Annotated in this window: 12 protein-coding genes; 3 read left to right on the forward strand and 9 right to left on the reverse strand. The window is 53.6% G+C overall.

The window, feature by feature from the left end; translation table 11 throughout:
* Nucleotides 1-16: 16 nt before the first annotated feature.
* Together HKK54_RS13930 and HKK54_RS13935 are read right to left on the reverse strand one after the other, a co-directional pair.
* Nucleotides 17-1,456, reverse strand: a complete 1,440-nt coding sequence (locus tag HKK54_RS13930; protein ID WP_010174235.1) for a YfcC family protein — start codon at nucleotides 1,454-1,456, stop codon at nucleotides 17-19.
* Between the two features lie 108 nt (nucleotides 1,457-1,564).
* Entirely contained in the window at nucleotides 1,565-2,461 is an 897-nt protein-coding gene (locus HKK54_RS13935; protein ID WP_010174236.1) for a LysR family transcriptional regulator, read from the reverse strand.
* A 172-nt stretch (nucleotides 2,462-2,633) separates the two neighbouring features.
* Between HKK54_RS13935 and HKK54_RS13940 the strand changes: the two genes are divergently transcribed.
* A complete protein-coding gene (locus HKK54_RS13940; RefSeq protein WP_178120982.1) occupies nucleotides 2,634-3,857 on the forward strand; it encodes an OprD family porin in 1,224 nt (407 codons plus the stop codon).
* A gap of 6 nt (nucleotides 3,858-3,863) precedes the next feature.
* On the opposite strand, the gene HKK54_RS13945 is transcribed toward HKK54_RS13940, so the two are convergent.
* The 4 genes from HKK54_RS13945 to HKK54_RS13960 all read right to left on the reverse strand — a co-directional run bounded on the left by HKK54_RS13945 (nucleotide 3,864) and on the right by HKK54_RS13960 (nucleotide 6,885).
* A complete protein-coding gene (locus HKK54_RS13945) occupies nucleotides 3,864-5,321 on the reverse strand; it encodes an ArnT family glycosyltransferase (RefSeq protein WP_169387033.1) in 1,458 nt (485 codons plus the stop codon).
* Between the two features lie 111 nt (nucleotides 5,322-5,432).
* Nucleotides 5,433-5,981 carry a nucleotidyltransferase family protein gene (locus tag HKK54_RS13950; RefSeq protein WP_169387034.1) on the reverse strand — a complete coding sequence of 183 codons (549 nt, stop codon included), beginning with the start codon at nucleotides 5,979-5,981 and terminating at the stop codon, nucleotides 5,433-5,435.
* The gene (locus tag HKK54_RS13955; protein ID WP_169387035.1) at nucleotides 5,978-6,487 is read right to left on the reverse strand and encodes a hypothetical protein; all 510 of its coding nucleotides are present in this window, start codon (nucleotides 6,485-6,487) and stop codon (nucleotides 5,978-5,980) included. Before HKK54_RS13955 ends, HKK54_RS13950 begins: the two co-directional genes overlap by 4 nt.
* Nucleotides 6,488-6,597: 110 nt before the next feature.
* Nucleotides 6,598-6,885, reverse strand: a complete 288-nt coding sequence (locus tag HKK54_RS13960; protein ID WP_169387036.1) for a DUF6124 family protein — start codon at nucleotides 6,883-6,885, stop codon at nucleotides 6,598-6,600.
* 849 nt (nucleotides 6,886-7,734) lie between these two features.
* Here HKK54_RS13960 and HKK54_RS13965 point away from each other — a divergent pair.
* Entirely contained in the window at nucleotides 7,735-8,601 is an 867-nt protein-coding gene (locus tag HKK54_RS13965) for a hypothetical protein (RefSeq protein WP_169387037.1), read from the forward strand.
* Complete coding sequence (locus HKK54_RS13970) at nucleotides 8,579-9,001, forward strand: hypothetical protein (protein ID WP_169387038.1); 423 nt, start codon at nucleotides 8,579-8,581, stop codon at nucleotides 8,999-9,001. The genes HKK54_RS13965 and HKK54_RS13970 overlap by 23 nt, the downstream gene beginning before the upstream one ends.
* Nucleotides 9,002-9,900: 899 nt before the next feature.
* On the opposite strand, the gene HKK54_RS13975 is transcribed toward HKK54_RS13970, so the two are convergent.
* From HKK54_RS13975 to HKK54_RS13985, 3 genes are all read right to left on the reverse strand, one after another.
* A complete protein-coding gene (locus tag HKK54_RS13975; protein ID WP_169387039.1) occupies nucleotides 9,901-15,768 on the reverse strand; it encodes a DEAD/DEAH box helicase in 5,868 nt (1,955 codons plus the stop codon).
* A gap of 12 nt (nucleotides 15,769-15,780) precedes the next feature.
* Nucleotides 15,781-17,817, reverse strand: a complete 2,037-nt coding sequence (locus HKK54_RS13980) for a hypothetical protein (RefSeq protein ID WP_237151062.1) — start codon at nucleotides 17,815-17,817, stop codon at nucleotides 15,781-15,783.
* 81 nt (nucleotides 17,818-17,898) lie between these two features.
* On the reverse strand, nucleotides 17,899-20,439 hold the full coding sequence (locus tag HKK54_RS13985) for a hypothetical protein (protein WP_169387040.1): 2,541 nt from the start codon (nucleotides 20,437-20,439) through the stop codon (nucleotides 17,899-17,901).
* Between the last annotated feature and the right edge of the window lie 24 nt (nucleotides 20,440-20,463).

A 20,463-nucleotide genomic window follows, 5' to 3' on the forward strand; every position in this document is an offset into this window, starting at 1 on the left:
AAAAACACTCATGGGTTCAATATCCGGTCCCAACGGCAATGGCCAACAGCACCATCGCCAGCACGGCATAGATCAGAAACAGCGGCAGGATGTAGCGCGCCCACTGGCCCCAGCCGACGTTGGCGGTGGCCAGCAGCACCAGCAGGCCGCTGGAGGTCGGGGTGATCATGTTGGTCAGGCCGTTGCCCATTAAAAACGCGAACACCGTGGTTTGCGGGCTGACACCGGAGAGTTGCCCCAACGGCCCGAAGATCGGCATGGTCACGGCCGCCTGGCCCGAGGTGGACGGGATCAGCACATCCAGCCCCAGTTGCGCGAAGAACATGCCATAGGCCGAGACTACCGGGCCGTGATCGCCCACCAGGTTGGCCAGGCTGTTGACGATGGTGTCGAGCACCTGGCCGGTGCTGAGGATGATTTCCACGGCGGTTGCCAGGCCGATCAACACACCGGCAATCAGCACCTTTTTCATCCCGTCGACAAAGGCGCTGGCGGCGGTGCTGGCGCCGAGCCCGGCGATCACCGTGAAGGCCACGGTCAGCAGCAGGTAGAACGCCGACAGCTCGTGGTATTTCCACTCCCAGCGGTTGGAGGCGTACACCAGGAAACCAATGCCGGCGCCGAGTACGATCAGGTTCAGCAGGTGGCGCAGGGGCAGCGGCTTGCGTTCGAAGGTGATCTGCGCGCTGGCATCAAAGCCGTGCTTGCGGATGCTCCACAACACGAATGCGATGCCCACCAGCAGGAAGGTGCAGTAGGCCAGGACGCGCATGCTCAAGCCGCTGAAAATCGGCAGCCCCACCATCGGCTGTGCCACGGACAACGCCACCGGGTTGGAGATGGAGGCCAGGTAGCCGATCTTCACCGAGATGGTCACGATGGCCAGCCCGATCAGGTTCGACAGCCCCAGGCGGTTGGCCATGGCCACCATCAACGGCACGATCAGGATGAACTCCTTGGCCAGGCCCATGAAGGTGCTGCCGGCGGAGAACACCAGCATCAGGCTGGGCACCAGCACGTAGATATTGCCCCGGGTCAGCCCCAGCAGGCGCTCAAGGCCGGCGTCGATCACCCCGGCCTTGTTCAGTACGCCGAACATGCCACCGATGAACAGCACCATGAAAATCAGCGCAGCGCGTTTTTCGATGCCTTGTGGAATGGCCATGAAACCCTCCACCAGCGACACCGGCCGGGCGATGGTATCGCCGGCCTTGCGCGGCTCGAGGGAGAACAGTTGGCCGAAGGAGTCGTGTTTCTCCAGCACCTGATAGGAGCCGGGCACCACCAGGCCATTCTGGCGCTGGAACTTGCCCGAGTTCACCGCGTAGGTGAAGGCGACGGCCAGCAGCACGATGCTCAACAGGATGATGGCCGGGTTGATCTGCTTGCGCTGCGCCGGTTTTTCCACCGGCGTTTCAGTGGGCGAGTGGGTACGGACGATCTGCGGTTCGGTCATGCTGGTTGCCCCGGTGTGCGCTGTTATTGTTGTGTCGGGTGACACTTGTGGAGCGGACACTAGGGCAAAGTTTTAGCGGCGACAACGTTATGCGCGGGCTGGGTTGGGCTATGCGTTTTGTGCGGCCAGCCGGTGCTTGAGGTGCTCGGCAAACGCCGTCACCACCTTGGACCTGGGTTCATTCGCGCGAAACGCCAGGCCGAACGCATAGGGCAATGCCGGCCGAAACGGGCGGACCACAATCGGCAAATGCATGAAGTGGCTGGCCAGCAAACCATTGACGATCGACACCCCGAGCCCCTCGGCGACAAAGCTGCACGCGGCGCCCACCGAGTGCACTTCGACCCGCACCTGCGGCGTCAGGTTGGCCGCACGAAACACCTGATTCAACTCGGCCCGCAGCGCCCGTTGCCGGCCCAGCATCACCAGCGGCACGTCCCGCAGGTGCTGCACCTCAATGCAGGCGTGACGGGTCAACGGGTGGTCCGCCGGCATCACGCACACGCCTTCGGTTTCCAGCACCGGTTCAATCTCGAAGTCGGGAATCTCGGTGGGCAAACGCACAAAACCGAGGTCGGCGGAGCGGTCGAGCACGGCCCGTTCGATCATGTCGTAGGAGCCGGTCAGCAACTCGACGACGATGTCTTCACGGCCCTTGAGAAACTCGGCGACGATCCGTGGCAGCAGCTCTTGCGTCATGCTGGTGGGCACCCCGACCTTGATCAGGCTCTTGCGCGAACGGCCCACGCGCATCTCATCCGCCAGGCGCTGGATACGCTGCATGCCGTCCACCAGTCCGGCCACTTCGGTGAGCAGTTCTTCAGCCTCCGGGGTCGCCATCAAGCGGCCCTTTTTGCGCAGGAACAACGCGAAACCCAAGGCCTCCTCCAACTGGCTCAGCAACCGGCTGACCGCCGATTGCGACAGGCCCATGCGGGTCGCCGCACCGATGGTCGAACCGGTGGACATGATCGCCTTGAAGGCTTCGAGCTGCTTGAGATTCACCGTGATGTTCCTGTGGTTTGAGGGCTTTGCGCATAGCCTGATGCGCTTCTCGCATAACGTTGCCGGGCGTTCGATCAGCCGTTAGTGTCCGCCGCAATGCGACACGCCGTCCAGCCTGTCGCAGGCAGCAACTGCCCATAAAAAACCACAATACGGCATTCGGGAGACGGTTATGCGTGAGCTTTTCACGAGGGGAGGAGTGGTGTCTGCAGGCTTGTTGGCGAGCCTGTCACCGGCGTTGATGGCCCAGGGTTTCTGGGAGGACTCCCACGGCAAGCTGACCTTGCGCAATTACTATTTCAACGACGGATACCGTGACGGCGGCGAGGACCGCAAGGAGTGGGCCCAGGGTTTTTTACTCAACCTGCAATCGGGCTATACCGAGGGCACAGTGGGCTTCGGCCTGGATGCATTGGGGTTGTCGGGGATCAAGCTCGACTCCAGTCGCGCCCATGCCGGCACCGGGTTATTGCCGGTGCACGACGATGGCCGCGCGGCCAGTGAATTCTCAAGCCTGGGCGTCACCGCGAAGATGCGCATCGGTGAGGCCGTGGTGAAAACCGGCACGCTGCTGCCGAAAATTCCGGTGCTGGTGTACAACGATGGCCGGCTGTTGCCGCAAACGTTCCAGGGCACTCAAGTCGAGTACAGCGGCATCCGTAACCTGTACGTGCACGCCGGGCACCTGGACAAGTTCAAGCTGCGAAACTCGACCGACAGCGTGGACATTTATCCCCAGGGCTACAGCGGCAAAAAGGGCAGCGACTTTGATTTCGCCGGCGCCACCTACGCCTTCACACCCAAGCTGAGCGGCACCTGGTACTACGGCGAAATGCGCGAATTCTATCGCCAGCAGTTCTTTGGCCTGGTGCATAAACAGCCAGTGGGTGCCGGCAGCCTGACCAGCGACTTGCGTTACTTCATCAGCAACGAAGCGGGCGAGGCACGCAATGGCAAGGTCGACAGCGACATGTTCAGCGGGTTGTTCACCTACCGGCTGGGGCCGCAGGCGTTGGGCGTGGGTTATCAGAAAGTCACCGGCGATACCGCCTTGCCCTATGCCAGCGTGTCGACCGTGTATTCCTTCAGCAACGCCGGCGTCGGCAAATTCATCCAGGCCGGTGAGCAAACCTGGATGCTGCGTTATGACTACGACTTGGTCGCCGTGCTGCCGGGCCTGACCTTCATGACCCGTTACTACAAGGGCCAGAACGGTGATTTCAATGGCCGCGAAGCCCGTGAGTGGGAGTCGGACACCAACCTGCGCTACGTGATCCAGGACAGCACCTTCAAAGGCCTGGGCGTCGAGTTGCGCAAGGCCACGTATCGCTCGACTTATGCGAGCGATCGTGACAACTACCGGGTTTACCTCACGTACGACCTGGCACTGTGGTAACCGGCTTCACTGCTCGACGAAATAGTACGGCTGACGGTTGATCGCCATCTCCTTGACCACCGTCACCGGTACGTTCAGCCGGTCAGTATTGTCCACCAAGGCCACGTTACCGGGCTTGGCCGCGAGGTAGCTTTTGAGTTCCTCCGGCGTCTGCAGAATCGTCAAATAGGCCTGCATGTAGAACACCCCGGCGCCGGCGATTCGCTCGTTGGCCTGATACAGCACCACTTCCTTGCCTTGCGCCTGCATCGCCTGGATCTGGCTGATCACCGGTACAAACGACTGGCGCTTATCGGCCTTTGGCGCGTACCAGAAAGCAGCGATCAGGTAGCAGGCAATCACCACGACGAAAAAGCCACCTACCAGGCCACGGCGATGTTCATAAACATGTTCGGCGACGTGGGAGACCTGTCCGCGACTTTTCAGCCAGCCCAGCAGCACGCCGCCATACTCGGCGGCCAGCACCGCAGCAGCGGGTGTCAGCGCCATCAGGTAAACCGTGCGCTTGCTGGAGGCCAACGTCAGCAAGGTGAATTGCGCTACCAGCCACACGCAGAAAAACAGCCGGTAGCGGTTACGCACCAGGCTTTTGCGGAAGTGCCACAGCCCCAGGTACACCAGGATGTTCCACGGCAAAAACGCTTCGGGCAACTTGACGATGTAGTAATAGAACGGCTCGTAGTGACCGGCTTCGACAAACGAGCCGCTGAAACGCCCGACGCTGTTGGTCAGCAGCACTTCACGTACCGCTTGCAGCCCGTCGCGCTGGTACAGGAAACCCAGCCAGATCATCAGCGGCACCAGCGCCAGCAGCGTGAACAGCCCGGGTTTGATCCAGTCGCCCAGCTTGAATCGTTTGTCCATCAGGCTGGTGCTGGCCAAATAAACAAAGATCACGATGCCCGGCATGGCCAGGCCCAGCACACCTTTGCTCAACGTAGCGATCACCATCCCCAGACTGAACAGCAACCAGGTGCCCAGGTTGGAACTGTCGCGCTCCGACTCGGGGCGGTTCGCCTGATAGAACGCCAGCAGGGCCGTGGTGACCCCGAGGGTGAGCAGCGAGTCTTCACCCACGCCGCGCACGTTGCTCCAGTAACTGGCCATGGTCGCCAGCATCAACGCCGCGATAAACGCCAGGGTCTTGGGCCGGCCAAACTTGCGCAGCATCCCGTACAGCAGCATCACACTGAACAGCCCGGCAAACGCCGACGCCAGGCGCACCGCCCAGGTGGTGCCGCCAAACAGACGGATCGCCCCGGCGTCGAGCCACAGACTCAGCGGTGGTTTCTCAAGGAACGGTTCACGAAACAATCGCGGCACCACCCAGTCGTTATCCAGATGCATGGCCATGGCAATCCCCGCCACACGGGCCTCGGTCGAGCCTTGCAACTCGTGATTGCCAAGGGCAAAGAAAAACAACAGCGCAGCAAGCAGGAGCAGCAGAGGAGCGGAACGCGTCATGGATTCTGGCTACCGGGGCAGGGGACCGTTCGGGGGAACAGTCCGGGCGATCGGTGAGTATACGAGGGCGATTCTTAATAATTCGTGAATGAATGTGAGGTTTTCGCAAGGTCAGGGCTGTTTCAGCAGTGGCCAGCGGGTTAGCCAGCGTTTGGAGGCGATGCGTTGTTGGTAAATGGCGTGTTTTTCTTGGGTGAAGCGGTGTGTGGGGTTGAGTTGGAGGTTGAACAGGTCATCCAGGCCGAGAGGGGCTGATACTTCGCACAGGTCTTCTGCGCTTCTTCTGACGGCTACGGCGGTGGCCGTCTCTGGCCAGAAGCGCATGGCGTCGCTGGCGTTGCAGTAGGGCGCGTCGCCGTTGCGCAGGTGCATGCGGGCCTGGTTTTTGACTGACCAGTCGATAGAGGGTTCTGCTGCGCATAACAGCGCTTCGAGGCGGCGGTCTTCGGCGGGGTCGGTGCAGGTGGCGTCGAACCACAGTACGTCGACGTCGCCGGTCAGTGGTGACAGGGGGCGACCGTGCAGGTGATCCCACACGGCGTTGCGTACGAAGCCGGCGCCGATCCAGCAGTCGGGGAGGGCGAGGGAGCGGACGACGGCCAGTAAGTGCCAGCGTAAAGGATCGCTGCTGATCAGTGTCTGGAGGGCTTTCTCGCTCAAAGGATTACGGCCTCTTTTACAACGATCCCCAGGTCATTGCTGACTTTCACCACTCTTACTTCATCGCGATGACCGATCCACGTGGGGCGGCAGATTTTAATCGTCTTATTCAGCTCAGCATCGAAGACCGTGATTCCGCTGCAGCTTTTACTTCCGCCCGACGAATATTCGTAGTGAGCCGTATAGCTGCTGCGGGTGCCGCCTGAACATAAAATGGCCAACGAAAACAGCGTCACCGATAACAGCGTGCATAGGATGAACATCCCGGCAAACGCCTTAAACAGGGTCCATTTTTTTTCGAGCTGCAGCTGAGGTTTTCTTACACGCCAGACAATCACGGACGCAGCCAGGGTCAGGACGAGCGATACGGATAAACAGGCTTTCCCAGCGATCGGCTTGAAGTGGATGGCCGGCGAAATGCTGAACTGCCATATAAAGAGCAGGGCCAAAAGAAGCTGTACGCCCAGCACGACAGGTATCAGGTAGGCGTAGGAATTCTTGTTCACTGCGGCACACATCCTTATGTTTCAACAAAGGTGGGGCTTATCTTAAAAGAAAATAGACCCTCACCTTTTTCTTGCTGTTGGGGTACTCAAGCGGATCGCTATGTTCCCTGTCAGGAAACGGTCCTTTCCGCAGCTACTGAATCTGCCGTTGGCGCAAGAATGTCCAGTGCGCGCGTCACCAGCAACTCACCCAGAACGCTCAATTGCTGGGTGGCCAGAAGTTTATGGCGAAAGGCGCCATCAAGCTCGAAAGCCAGGTCGGTCGTGAGCGCGTTCAGTGAGGCGAGGGTTTCGCAGGCTTGTACCAGCAGGGTTTCGGGGTCGATGTTTTGGGCGATACAGAAGATATCTGTGCCGGATTGGCTCGGGCATGGGGGGTTGGGGCTGTGCTTTATCATGACTGCAACTCCTTGATTGGTGGAGTCGCCAGACATCGCTGCTAAACGAAAAGGGTGGCGACTGTGCACGGGTTAGCAGACCAGGAATCAAGGAACCCAGCGCACTCGAAAGTGCCCCACGCACAGCCGCCATAACGCGGACTAGCGAACGCGGATGCTCGCTTGAACGGATGGTGGCATTGCATGCCTTGATATTAACCGAGCTGCTAAACCCGGTCGCTGATTTTGCAGCGACGTTTCAAGGCTAGTCGTGTCGATTGATGAGCACCAGTTCACCAAGGGCGCGATGTCTTGCGGGAAAAATCCGAAGGCTCATTCGGCGGTGTGTTTTCAGGAGCCCAGAAACAACAAAACCCGTACAAGGCGGGTTTTGGTGGTGCTTCGTATATGGTGGGCCGGGGTAAGTTGAATTGTTATTACAACTTATTGATATTACTGCTGAAAAAATTATTTTTTATATTTATGGAATACCATTTGGAATACCCCTTTTCCGAGTAGAGGTGCGTCTCCGTCTGTTCACAACTCACATTCTTCGGGACTCATATGTCTCGAGCCAGCACATTAATTTTTTCTAATGATTTCTGCATAGTGCATCAGAGTCTGCCAGCTGACACATATTGCAGATGAGGTTGAAATGATCGATACTGTTATTATGTACAGTGTTTCAGCGCTGACGACTCTTTGTGCTGGGCTCTAGGGCAGTCGGCAAGGATGATGCGAGATTTGAGCTTCCCTGACGCTGGTGGGGACATTTTGCCACTATCGGCGGTAGAGGTTATCCTCCCCGACCCGCTTGATCGTACCGCCTATTTGGTAGACGTTTTCCCATCCTCAAGGAAGTAGTTAGGAATGCACGAGACGCTAAGAATAAAAATTGACTTTTTGAAGGAGCGCCAACGGCCAGCTGAAATTTTCCAGGCTATGAGTAGTTATATTGAGGCCTACGAAGCGATAGGCCAAGTCATGGTCGGAAGCCTTGGTGTGCAGGGAGAATTCGCTCTTCGGCTCGAAGATGTCGAGACCGGTTCAGTTGCTAGTGTGCTCAAGGCCGTTCCTGGACGTCTTAAGGGATGGTTCGAGACTGCTGTTTTTGAATCAAGCATGAAGTTAGCGGAAGACCTAGCCGGTCTCGAAAGTACTACTACTGAAGAGGAGGTTGATCAGCTAGCTTCAGGAGTTGAAGCTGAGCTATCTAAGTTTAATGATGAACAGCTGTTTGCCCCAAAAATTGATCGAAAAGCTTTTGCACACGCATTGAATAAATTGTCAGAAGCAAATAAGAGGCTGCTTCCTGAGGAGAGCGCTTCGGCCAGCATCGTTGAGTCGGAAAATATCACAGCTATCAATACCCACTGGCGTTTTAACGCCAATCCCAAAGAGATGTTTCAAGGAACGACTGAAACTAAAGGCTGCGTGGATAAACTTTACGTCAGAGCGCCAGTAAACATCGGTAAAGGAGCTTGGGCTATGCTCAGCGCCAGTACGAATAATCGCTACAATGCCAAGATCACTGACATGCTGTGGCTTGAGCAGTACCAGGATGGCTCTATAGCACCTATTGGTCCCAGAGACGTTATGGAGGCTGAGGTTTCAATTGAGATTTACTCTCCGCCTCCGGGGAAAGGTAAACCCTTCATTTCGGGTGCGAAAGTCGTAAGAGTTTTGCAAATTCACCGCGATGTTGGATTACAGCATGAAACAAAACCTCTCTTCTAAAAAACGAAATACGATGTGGGCGGAGCTTTTTTCCGAGTACATCTTCATAGTTACACCTTTTGTCTTTCTTGTGGCGATTAAGCTGTATACATCGTCTTGGAAAGATATTTTACTAGCGCCTGATTGGTCGTTAGTGTCCTGTATTATTTTTGGCCAGATTGCGGTGAGAATGTCTCGATCTGCAATTAAATATCGCACCGCGGATGACACGCAGTTTGGACTTTATTCGGCGAAGCGATTTTTCTTAGTTGCAATGTCTTTGCTGTTTTACTTTGGGATGGTGGCGCAGCCCACGATATATCTTGGATGGGGGCAGCTGGTTTTATTTTTAATGGCTAGCTATTTTCATTTTAAAGACGGTCTTGCCGCTCGAATTCTTGAGGGACGTGTCAAAATTTAGTTTTTATCTTGGGAGCGTCGAAGTGCGGGCTGATTATGGCTAGGATGAATAAGGCCACAAGCGAATCGTTGGTACTAAATTAACTTGCGTCGGCGTATATCACTAATTTGACGAATCATGTTCGGATCGTTCCCGGTCCAAATAGACAGCTGGAAACAGTACCGGATCGTAAAAAATGGCGTCCAGCACGTCGATTCCATATTCTACATAAACATATTTGCCGAGCTGTGTCAGGGCTAAGGTCTTAATTCGACGGATATGTTCTGATATGCACCAGTATTCGTCATGGGCGAGCAAGTCGCGTAGGTAGTGATTCGCAGCGCGAATTGCAATCTTGACCCGCACTGATTCCCGGTGCGGTCGATCCTGCCAGTACGCGAATAGCTTAAACAAACGCACCTTCAGGCATGTGATTGGGGTCGATGACGGCGACCTGCACACCTTCGATCATAAATATTTTCTTTGCTTTAAATCGAATAGCAATTGGAAAACATCAGAAATAGACGTCCATTAATCTCACGGTTGAATAGCATCCGTGCAGTGACCTTCTGTGGTAGGCAGTGTCCGCTGACTGTAGACACGAGAAGTGTGCCTACGGTTAGCAACGTCTGAGGATTTCTAGGAGTGGGCCCACTCAAATTCAGGAAGATGGAATCAGACCATCACCCTCGACGTTCCAATTCGCTATGGGGCGGGGGATTGAGATGTCTTTTCGTGTGTCTATGCCAGAGTGTTACATAGCAATGAACTGGATACGAGATGGTGGCAGCCTCCCATATTCTTAGAAAATACAGCCGCTTCCGGTCACTAGGGAAGCGGCTATTTTTATGATGGGCGCAGACATGGTGTCATGTCACATCTGCTTTTCGCGCTTTCCCGATGGAAAGGGCCTAAATATCTCAGCGAGCTTTCATCCAACTGGCCATGGCTTTGAGAGGGCGTCGCTCTAAGTTGAAAGTATCAACGAAGCGTAACTCTGGCGACCAGTCATTTCCCAGTAGGTCAGATAGCGCGCTAGTCTCTAAACTCCAAAGTGGGTGAACAATCACGTATCGGGTTTCACCGCTGCCTTTACGTTCCAGCAGGAAAGGTAGCCCCGAATGGCTCAGTTTGCCGGGAGTTAAGACCCCGGGGCGCATCTGAGCAATGTTTTCTGCTAACCATTCGGCTCGTTCACGCCAGCCTAGGATCTCTGGATAGGCCGCATCCCGCGCGTCTAGGCCACATGAGTAATCCGGCGTGACCATTGAACGTAGATAGGATAATCCCAAGCGCCAATCAAGAAGACCATGATATCGGCGGTTACCAAATCGCTGAATACAACGGTAGCACGACGTATGGCATTGAGCTGAGTGATCCCCATCTGCCGACATACTAAGAAAATCTAGAAGCGGCCATTGATCGTGTTTTTCCAAGGCATCGTGAAGTATATCTAGAATTTTCGGTCGCGAGCCGCCAGGAACCGTTTCACCTAAACGGCGGCAGAGGCCTGATCCATTGATTAGCGTGTCGGCGATCTGTAGGAGAGGTTTTCCGGAACGCACGCGCGGTTCCAGCGCCTCAAACTCATCGGCAGAAACGTCGAGTTCTAGTGCAGCCTTTTGGACTAGTATTTGCGTCGCACTAATCGCAGCAGCTCGGATTGAAAGACGATCATATTTACCTCGTCGCGCTACGTGTGCCAGATCAAGCCGAAAATCAAACCGCCCCAATTCAAGCTGAACAGATTCTGTCTGCTTGCATGAGATCAATCCAAATCGAGGTAATGGATTTCCGATATTTCCCCAGCGAGCCAGTCCTCCACTTGTGCCGCGAGCATTTCCGAGCCAGCCGGCCTCATAAGCCTGGAGCTCACCATCAATTTTAGGGGGCTTTGTGCTGCCCGACGGTATAGTGACCCTCAGATCTGAAGCTTCCTGAACAAGGAAGCCTTCCCCATCTCCATCAATATTTGCGACCCCGTCGTTCATCTGCATGATCGTTATGCCGGCACCGTGCATTACAGTTATGTTCCCATGTTCCAGTCGATCACCTGGACTCACTAAGGTAGCCATGCTGCGAACGGACATTCGCCCAACGTCTTCTTCGCCGTCTTTTGGATTAAAGTCAGTCCGAAATCCAGAGGGAGTTACATATCGTTTCAGTTCTTCAGGAAGAATTTCCGCTTGGCAGTCATCACACCTAAGCGATGCTTGTGGTATCAAATCTCTCCTTGTTGCTGAGCCGCAGTCTTTACAAATAGCTACCCAAGTTTCAGTCTCATACCAACGGGAAAGCGCCCTTATCGATAGATCATTTTTTTTGAAACCCTGAGGAGTAGATAGACTCCCAGTAAAGCCGACAACACGATGCTTCTGCTTATCTTTGACTAGCACCGCACCTGGTGCATACTCGAATACAGCAAGATCAAGGTCACGATCCATAGTGGACCACTCGTAATCCTCTGTAGCGCCTACTTTTATAGAACGAAGGCCCAGGTATAGGTTACGAACACGCGTAGGCATACCATACATAGGTAATAATCCCCACTCAGCCAAGAAGCGTGCAAGTCCCATCTCCGAATTTGGTGCGTACGCTTTAAGGTCGTCGATTTCTTTAATCAGAATATTGACGTCAGATTTGTTTTTGAGGCGATTTTGCTGTTCTGGATCAAAGGATGCTGTTGTAATAAAACTATTACGTTCAGTGATGGTTGTGGTAAGTGCATTATGCAGGCGCCGAGGCCAGTTCGCCGCGGTATTATGAAAATAATCTTGAGTTGATATATATTCACCGTGAACATCAGGCGGCATTACTAGATCGCCTGGATATAGATCGCCAGCTTTTGCACACTCATTACGTAAGTATTTGAATGCGGCACGCAACCAGTTCTTGCGTACTAAACGCAGAGGAATGGGGTCGTGACCAGTAGCAAGGAAAGGTGGGGGCGGTGCGTCGCCAGTAATCGCACGTGGGTGCGCGAAATAATACGCGTCATGACTTCGACCGCGACAGAAGGTAATGACCAGTGAGAATGCTTGACCTCGGCGGCCAGCACGACCAACTCGCTGTTGATAATTGAATCTCTGTGGAGGCATGTTAGCCTGATATACACTCTGCAAGGCTCCTATGTCGATTCCAACCTCCATAGTGGTCGTGACAGATAGCATGTCGATCTCTTGAGCTCGCTTTTGTATTTCACTTTCGCCATCAACAAAGATCCCTTTGAACTTGCGTAGGCGATCCGAAAAATCATCCGTTTGCCCTGTCAGCTCTTCCACGCGCAGACGGAATCGGGCAACTTTTTCTTGTTGCCCACGAACAATCCGGCGACCTAGAAAATTATTACGCCACAACTCTCCTGCTTGCCCCGTCGCCTGCTCGGCAAGTCCTTCTCCGCAGCGAGTACACCTTCCCGGTCCACGGTGAAGATGTACTCGCTCGCAATTGCTGCAGCGCCAATAAGGGTCGTCTTCCTTCGCTATTTTAAGAAATAACTTTCCGACATGGATTATGCCGCTTGGATACCCTAAATTTGAGAACTCATTGAGAATGCTACTAAGGCCATCGATTGAACCGCCTGGAAATACAACCTGGGCAAATCGATGTACTCGTTTATTCTTTATGTCAGTGCCTGAAAGCCATTCTACTACGTCATCGCCTTTAACAAATTTATTATCCAAAACACGATAGGCCCCAGCAAAAACCCGTAACCACGCATCGAGCCGGTCAGCTTTTTCATCATTTCCGTCCATGATGGACGGATATGCCAATCCGGTTTCCTCCAATGCAAAAAAAGTGTTTGCAAAAATTACGTCGTCGATAAGTTCGTATTGGCCTTTAAGTATGTCAGCGTTAAGATCAGCTTTTTGAACGTCGTTTAACTTATGGGAGTAAGCTGATTTCCCTTCGTGCTGAACAAACAAATCGTGCCAAATTTTCCCTTGGAAATGTTTCTTTCCCAAACGATCAAATGGATGGACGCCGAGAGAGACAAAGTCGGATGTAAGGGCCCCAAGACTAGAGTCAGAGCTGCACTGAAGGAGTTTACTGAGGGAAACCCTGTCGCTGTTTTTCTGCGTTCCTGAGGTTATTTGCTTGGTAAACTTTTCGGCAAGCAATTCCATTTCCGACTGCTTCGTAACAAGCGACTGCATAAGCTGCCCAAATTCGAGTGGATCGATCCATTCTTCTTTCGACTTCTTAACCATTTCTCTCGCTGCATTTACTAAGACTTCACGCCGTAGATCTCGCAGATGCAGAGTCTCGATCTCTAACGCCTGATTAGCTGCATCCTGTCGGCTGTCAGAAAAAACAATACCTTTTGGTTCAGCCCCAATCGCGTGCAATAATTCGAAAAGCTCGGTAGCAACCAGTTGAGAGGTTTTAGTCACACCTGTTCTGAATGCTCGAATTGGCGAACGTGAGCGGCTGAAAATCGGGCGGTTGGAGTAATCGGTGCCACATTTCGGACAGCAGAACGGCTGGGCCATTAGAGGTCCCGTGATTTTACCGTTACGACCTTTCACTGCTGTCTCTTGCTGACGATATAAATAACCTCCAATGTGTCCGGAGGGAACATCTGGTTTAATAGACACCAGTCCTGTTTCTGGATTTAAACTTGCAGCCTCCCAGTCATCATAATCTCGATCCGAGGCCGCCCACTGCACCCTGCGAGGCCAAAATACGGCAAACTCATCAAGTGTCATTTTGTCGTAGTATTCAGAACCTACCTTCTCAGGCATATTGTCTAAGTCTGCCGCAGAAGGAAGAAGCTCTGTCTCTATACCGTCTGCGACTTTTTGACCTCGTTGGCCGCCGATCAAAAGATCCCCACAGGCCTCACAGTACAGCAACTCAAACAATCGGCGGCCTCGCCCTCCGTCTATTCGAGGCTTCGCGTGGGTTACGCCACGCTCCACGGTAAAGTCCTCGAACACTGGGGTAATACCGTCAAGCGTGACTGAAGCGAAAAGTCCTTCAATATTTCGGATAAACGTGTGCACGCGAAAGGCTGTAGTGGTGGGAGAAACACTCGAATCCCACGCACCTGATTCCGGGAGCGCGCGAGCCAATAGTAGTCCTCGCAATGCCTTGTCTTCATCACCGGAATCGGGGAGGAAGATACGACTGCCCAAATCTTTCGCTGACGTAGCGCGAACGTCGCTTCCTTCACGGCAGGCTTGCGTCAATACAGCGGCAGCTAACTCGGCTAATGCTTTGACTCGGTCGGCAGCTCCACCTGAGGTACTCCCCAAAGCTCTAGCTGCGTGCTCCACAGCGGGGTTGAGCGCTTCAGCATTAGAAATTCTAGCGACGAACCCGTCTTTGCCTCTTAACGCGGCTTCGAATAAATCAACAAAGGGCTGAGCTTTGATCAACCCTCCAGAAAACTCCGGTAAGTGTGGAGTACCCACGACAATACAGTCTCGCCAGAACTCAGGATCAATGGCACCCGGATCATTTGCGTTTTGGCTCGTACCATATGGAGCGAATAGATCGCGCAGATAAACAAGCGACTGTGCTCCAAGACTCCCGTCTATTGGCATAGACGCGGAGGAGGCGAGTAAGCGCAATTTGTATCGATGAGCTGGTTGGTCAAGTCCCAATCGTTGAATAAGCGTCTTAACTAAAAATGCTGTCTCGGTACCTGCTGAGCCGCGAATTAAGTGCAATTCATCGAATACAAGATAAAAGTAAGAGTCATCATTACTCAACAGCCAGTCTCGCGTCTTAGTGAAAACAGATTCCTCTACTTCTCGCGAGAGCATTGTGCCAAGCATGGAGGCGTTCGTAACCAGAATATCTGGTGGATCTGCCTGCATGTCCCAACGCGAAAGCATTTCACCACCGTCCACGGAAGGGAAGATGTAACGAGTCTTATCTGAAGCCTTTTTCCCCTCTTCGTTAGTTAACTCTGCCTGGCAGTCAAAGGCGAGCGCAGCATCCTGATCACGCTTGAAACCCTGCATAGCATCTCGCAGCCGCGTAATGCGCCGGGTGCGACGCTGTTTCTCCTCTTTATTGTCGGCAATGCGCGGATGACACTCAAAGCCGGTAACAGGCGTGGAGCTGGTGTACTGGCCGAAGTAAAGTCGATTGCCTTTGAAGCGCTCTTGCATCACCTCTCTTGCATCGTCAGAGTCTAGTGTTTTTCGGAGGCGTTGCATTTGGTCCTCTACCAAGGCGTTCATCGGGTAGATCACCAAAGCTCTGACCGCACTTGGACGATTTTCACCATGTCTCCGGGCGGACCACTGCCCTTTATCTTCCAGCCACCAATTTTTCTTTAGATACTCGCTGTCAGGGGCAGCCCAAGACACTGCCTCATTAGTAATTGCAGCTAGTACCGGCAACATGAAGCTTTCTGTTTTTCCGCTGCCGGTACGAGATGTTACGATACCGGGCTTGCCCGGCAGCAATCCGCGCCTTAGCATTTCGACCTGATGGTCGTAAGGTGCAAATAAGGATTTTCGTCTAATCTCGCCCTCGCAACGCGCACCTTGGAATAGCCCGGAAAGCGCTAGCTCGACGAAGGCTCGCCTGCCGTCTTTACTGATCGGCGCGAGCGGACCATCATCCAACTGTGCAAGCTGCTCAAGATTCTTTGAGTGCGACTGATAGCGCAGTACCGGCTCGATAAATGGATCGGTAGCCAACACGTCGACCGTCATCAGAAGCTTCCGACGCGCCTCCGCTGCCGCTTTATTAGAAATGCGGAAACTTGTCTCAACATAGTTGATGACAAAATCTTGGATTCGACGGAAACCACCAATTGGGTCTAACACAGACTCATCTCCTTATGACTTTGATTTCATGCGCCCAGACTGGCCAGACTGATTAATGAAAAATTCGGCAAGAGCTAATGGAATTTGTTCGTATTGATTTCCTGGGTTCAAACGGATCCACTCCGTTGCCGCTCGGGCTAGTCGCAATGAACTTGCCAGTGTGAGCTGGTTTGCAAACCGCGCAACCGTCACCATCGCTGGAGAGACATCCCCGCTACGCGCTCCCGGATCAAGCTGTCGAATATTGCTGGGTGCGAAAACAACCAGCGCCAAGGCCGCCCCCGAAGGAGTAATCGCCCCACTGACGTCGATCCAGGGCGCTTGGCTCCGAATTGCCTGAGCCTCTTCACATTCATCGTCTTCAACCGTTGTGCAAACAAGAAAGCGCCTTGGCAATTCACCCCGACGGCAGCGGTCCGAGAGCGCCGGTAGCCAGAAACGGGCACCAGATCGCTCAGCATGTTCGATAATGGCAAGTACAGTTGTAGGTGACTGTCCGCAGGTGAGTTCTAGTCCATGAGTTAGGCTTGTCGGGAGCTGTGTGCCTGCTCGAAGCCAAAGATCTTCAAAGGTAATTACAGTTGGGTCGGCCTCCAGGCGCATCGATCGTCCGGAAGACAGTAACGTCTCGGCAGTAAGAAGAAAATCCTGCGCTTCCAGTCCATGAATTACCGGCACTTCACCGGCCAGCATCAATGCAAGAAACTGGGACATTCGCTCTTTACCTACAGGCGTAAGTAGCATGCAGCTCGTGATGGCTTGTTGCATGTCCCCGACGCTGAGGATCGGAACGGTCTGCGGCGGATTGAAGCGCAGCACAGACTCAAGCTTGACACTCTTCGGCACCTGGATAGAGGCAGCCTGCTCTTGGAGCGTAGTAATCTCCAGGACTGCTTTAGACTCAAGCAATCGAAGGTCCGACAGGGTAGTTTGGCTGTCCTCTATTTGGGTGCTTAGTGTTCTCAGTTCTCCGAGTGTCGTCTCGCGTTGTGCCGCAAGGATGTCCAAGCCTTGCTGCAGGTTACCGCGCTGCATCTCGAGTTCGCCCTCCATTTCCGCTTGGCGAGCGGCAATCCCGTCGCTCATTGCCAGCAAATTGGAAGTCATATCTTGATTGAGTTGAAGACTCAGTGCGTCGCGCTGCTCAGCCTCAAGCAACTTCAACTCAGAATCAACTGCCAACAAACGCTGTTCGCGTAGTGCGTTAATCTCCCTCTCTAGCTTAATCGAGAGGGAGGCAAAGATGGATCCTCGCTCCTGCTCGGCGATCAATTGAGTTTCGCTTTCAAGACGAGAGCGCAACCGTGGATCAGCCAAAAGCGCTTCAGTCAGTTCCCCAAGTAGTTCTTTGTCAGCCAATAAGCGCTTAGCTAGCTCACCTGATCTCGCGTTTTGTTGGGCTGCAAGGCGATCTACCAGACCGGTCCCTACTTGGCCGGTTGCCTCGTCAGCATGGCGCTTCAACCAATCTATGACTGTGTCAGCACGTGAGTCGTGCACAGCTGCCATAGCGCGCACAATTCGCTTAATGTAATCCTCGTCAGATGCCCAATCTAATTCCTCAAGGCATTCTCCGCCTCTTTTTAGCTCGTAGAGTCCAACATCAGCACCATCTGACGGCACGCTATGCAAATACTCGGGTTCGTAGGCATAGACATTGAAACTGCCGCCAGTCGCCATACGGTACCGATTGTCTGATGAGCGCATGAGGCCGAGCATGAGGATGCGATCTCCGGCATAGCGAATCACCCAATTGCCGCTATGACTTGGTCCATCTAAGCCATCCACAGTCAAACGACTACGCAGTACTTCAAGACTGCCGATATCCTGGAGGTCAAAAAAGGGTATCAGGTGGCGGTAGGTCGAAGCCTTCCATTTCCCACGTGGCTCTCTTTGAGCTACCTGAAAGATAATCCAATCATTTATATGGTGTTCTGAGATGTTCTTTAAGCGAACTTCCACCTCGCCCATTTTTGGAAAAAGCTTTTGTGGATTATCGAGAAGCGACCATCCTTCTTCTGACCTAATGGCAACCACTTTCACTGCCATATTGACATCATGTCGTTTTACGCATTGCCCGATATACCACGCCAAGTTTGCCGCCATGGTGAACCTGATTCCAAATAAATACTAAATTGAGGTTGAACCGTTACGCCACTGTAGACGCAAACGACCTGAGGAGCGACGAGTGACGCCAATAAGGCTCAGCTTAGCCTGCTGCGGGCCATGGAATGAACCGCCAATGCAACCGGGAAGTAGCCTATCTAGCCAGCACACCATCTCGCGATTCGCGGGATATATATATTCCCAGCTAGAAGGCCCCCCATTGCGTAGCATTCGCCGGCGCGTTTCTGCAGCTAGTGCGTCGGGAAGTCCGCCCTCGCGCGTTGTAAGGACGATTAGGTCTTGTTCGGGACTCCATTTAAACAATGGCTTTCGGGCCAGAGCATAGGCCGAGACGATGGCTGCTGTATGCGAGAAATAGTGACGTATGAGCCCATTATGTTCGACGCTGTATACATCGTGGTCACGCTTGCCGGTATGAGTCAGGCGCACTAGACGAACGCTCTCTTGAGTTTCGTCAATAGATACAAAACGACCTTTCGTCCAAGACCAGGCTCTAGTCTGTTCGTAGTGCAGGGCCTGATGCGGTGTTTCCACAAACGCTAGCGGTTTCTCAGATGGCGATAAAGATTCGCTATCGAAGCGCCATCCAAGACGCTTGGCAATGGCTTGACCTTGAACGTTCTGCGCACCGAATAGAGGCACGGCCCAATCTGTAACGCCTAAACGTCGGAAGGGAATCCCGCCCAGTCCTTCAGCAGCTAGCTTGAAGTCGTCAACCATTCGCGTGCAAAGTGCACCTTCCACCAGCACTAAAGTCCTCCCATCGAGATGAACCTCGATGATCACTGGTTCCCTTAATGTCCAAACTCGTCCTTTCCAGCCGCTACGTAGACGCGGCTCAACAATGCCCGCATCTCTGAGGCTACGCAAAAGCAGCCAAGGACTCATAACATCGTCGGCACATCTGAGGAGCGCAATAATCTGCGCCTCCTCCCATCCGCTTTGTCCGCTTGCGTAGACCGCCTCAAGAAGATCTACACAGGCGGGCTCACCCAACTCCCAGCCCAATATGTCCTGAGTACTAACATCGACAGGAAGGCTCTGCTCCGAAATCCAGTCCTTTAATGGCGATAATTTGTAGCGTGCGCCGTCGAGCATCGGGTGAACAAAAGCATTGCGGACGAATTGCAGGCGAATATTCCATGGGGCTTGTTCTTCACCGCGAAGCTTTACAGGATGAATGAAGAAGGCGCCATCAATTGATTTAGGGGCTCTGAGCTGCCCCTTCTCAATTTTCAGCAAACAGCCCGATCCTCGTGGCAATGCATCCCGTATTACATAGTCACAGGTATCGGAATCGAGACTTGGGAAGAAACGAGGACGGCCCAGCCATATACCACCGCTACGAATGCCGCCAGACAGACACGGTCGTACGATCAACTCCTTCTTGGAAGGAAACAGGTTTGCTTGTTTAAGCGCATCCTTGAGCACTTCAAAAGACAGAGGATTAGTTGTGACCGCCCAATCACCACTAGTTGCAAGGGGCCCCAGTCGATCACCTATTTTTCGTTTATGCCTATCAGCAATAGCGATATGCAACCCGAACGCTGAATCGCGTGCCTCGGGCTCTGCTCGCCAACGGCCCGCACCGATCAAGCGGAAGAACACTATCCCCAATGAGCCGGCTGTCGACAAGTTCTCGCTATTTTCAGCGCCGACTGCAACCAGCGCACTATTTAGAGTAGTGAAAGGCGCAACCTCGCTGTGCTCATCACGATAGGCAAAAAAAAGCGCGCACTTATCTGCGTCAAAAAGCATCTCGATCGTGACAGTACTGCGTGCCGGACGACCAATAAGGGTGGAAGCACGCTCCAGGAGTCGCCAGAAGCGAAGGTCGCCCAAGGCGCGGCGTTGCAAATAGTAAGCGCCACGAAACTCTTCAAACGCGTTGCGAAGCCCCCAAGAGGCACGATCATCCACCAGTTCTCTCGGAAACGCTGCGATGCTGATGTGCAGATCTCTATTTGCTCCTGGATGACCCTGACAGAAGTTGGTTACAAGCTTCAGATCTGCCTTGCTCGGAAAGGACAGGCGACGTGTATAACCTATATGTGTCCAATTGCCGGGGTCTGGCAAGACTAGGCGGCGAAACGGTTCGCCTGCTTGAATGCGCTTGTCCAGCCATCGCTCCAAACCCTCCCACATCAGAGCAATGCCTCGCAGGTTGTAGACAGTAGTATTAACCCCAAGCCATTTCACAAGCTTATGACGATATTCACCGCTCTGCGGTGCATTCCCCTCTAGCAGATTGTCGATCAGCAACGTGAATGCCAGGTAGGAAAAGCAGTTGGGCACATTGTTATTTTCAAACCGCTGAGCACCGTCGCGAAGCGAATCCATCAATAGAGGATCACGCGACAGCATTTTGCGGAAGAGCTCTTCAACCGTTGCTTCGTTGCCGCGCTCGGCACCGCAAGCGAGGGTCAACGTGCTCGAGGTGACTTCAAAGGCCCGGATTGGGCTAGCATCGCCATTTGGGCCAATCGCCAGAAAATAATCGACGAGACGCTTCTCCCAAGCGTCAAAAGTACCTGGCAAATCCACTTGATTTCATCCTTGTCGAAATGT

This window comes from Pseudomonas sp. ADAK13 (assembly GCF_012935715.1).
GTDB lineage: Bacteria > Pseudomonadota > Gammaproteobacteria > Pseudomonadales > Pseudomonadaceae > Aquipseudomonas.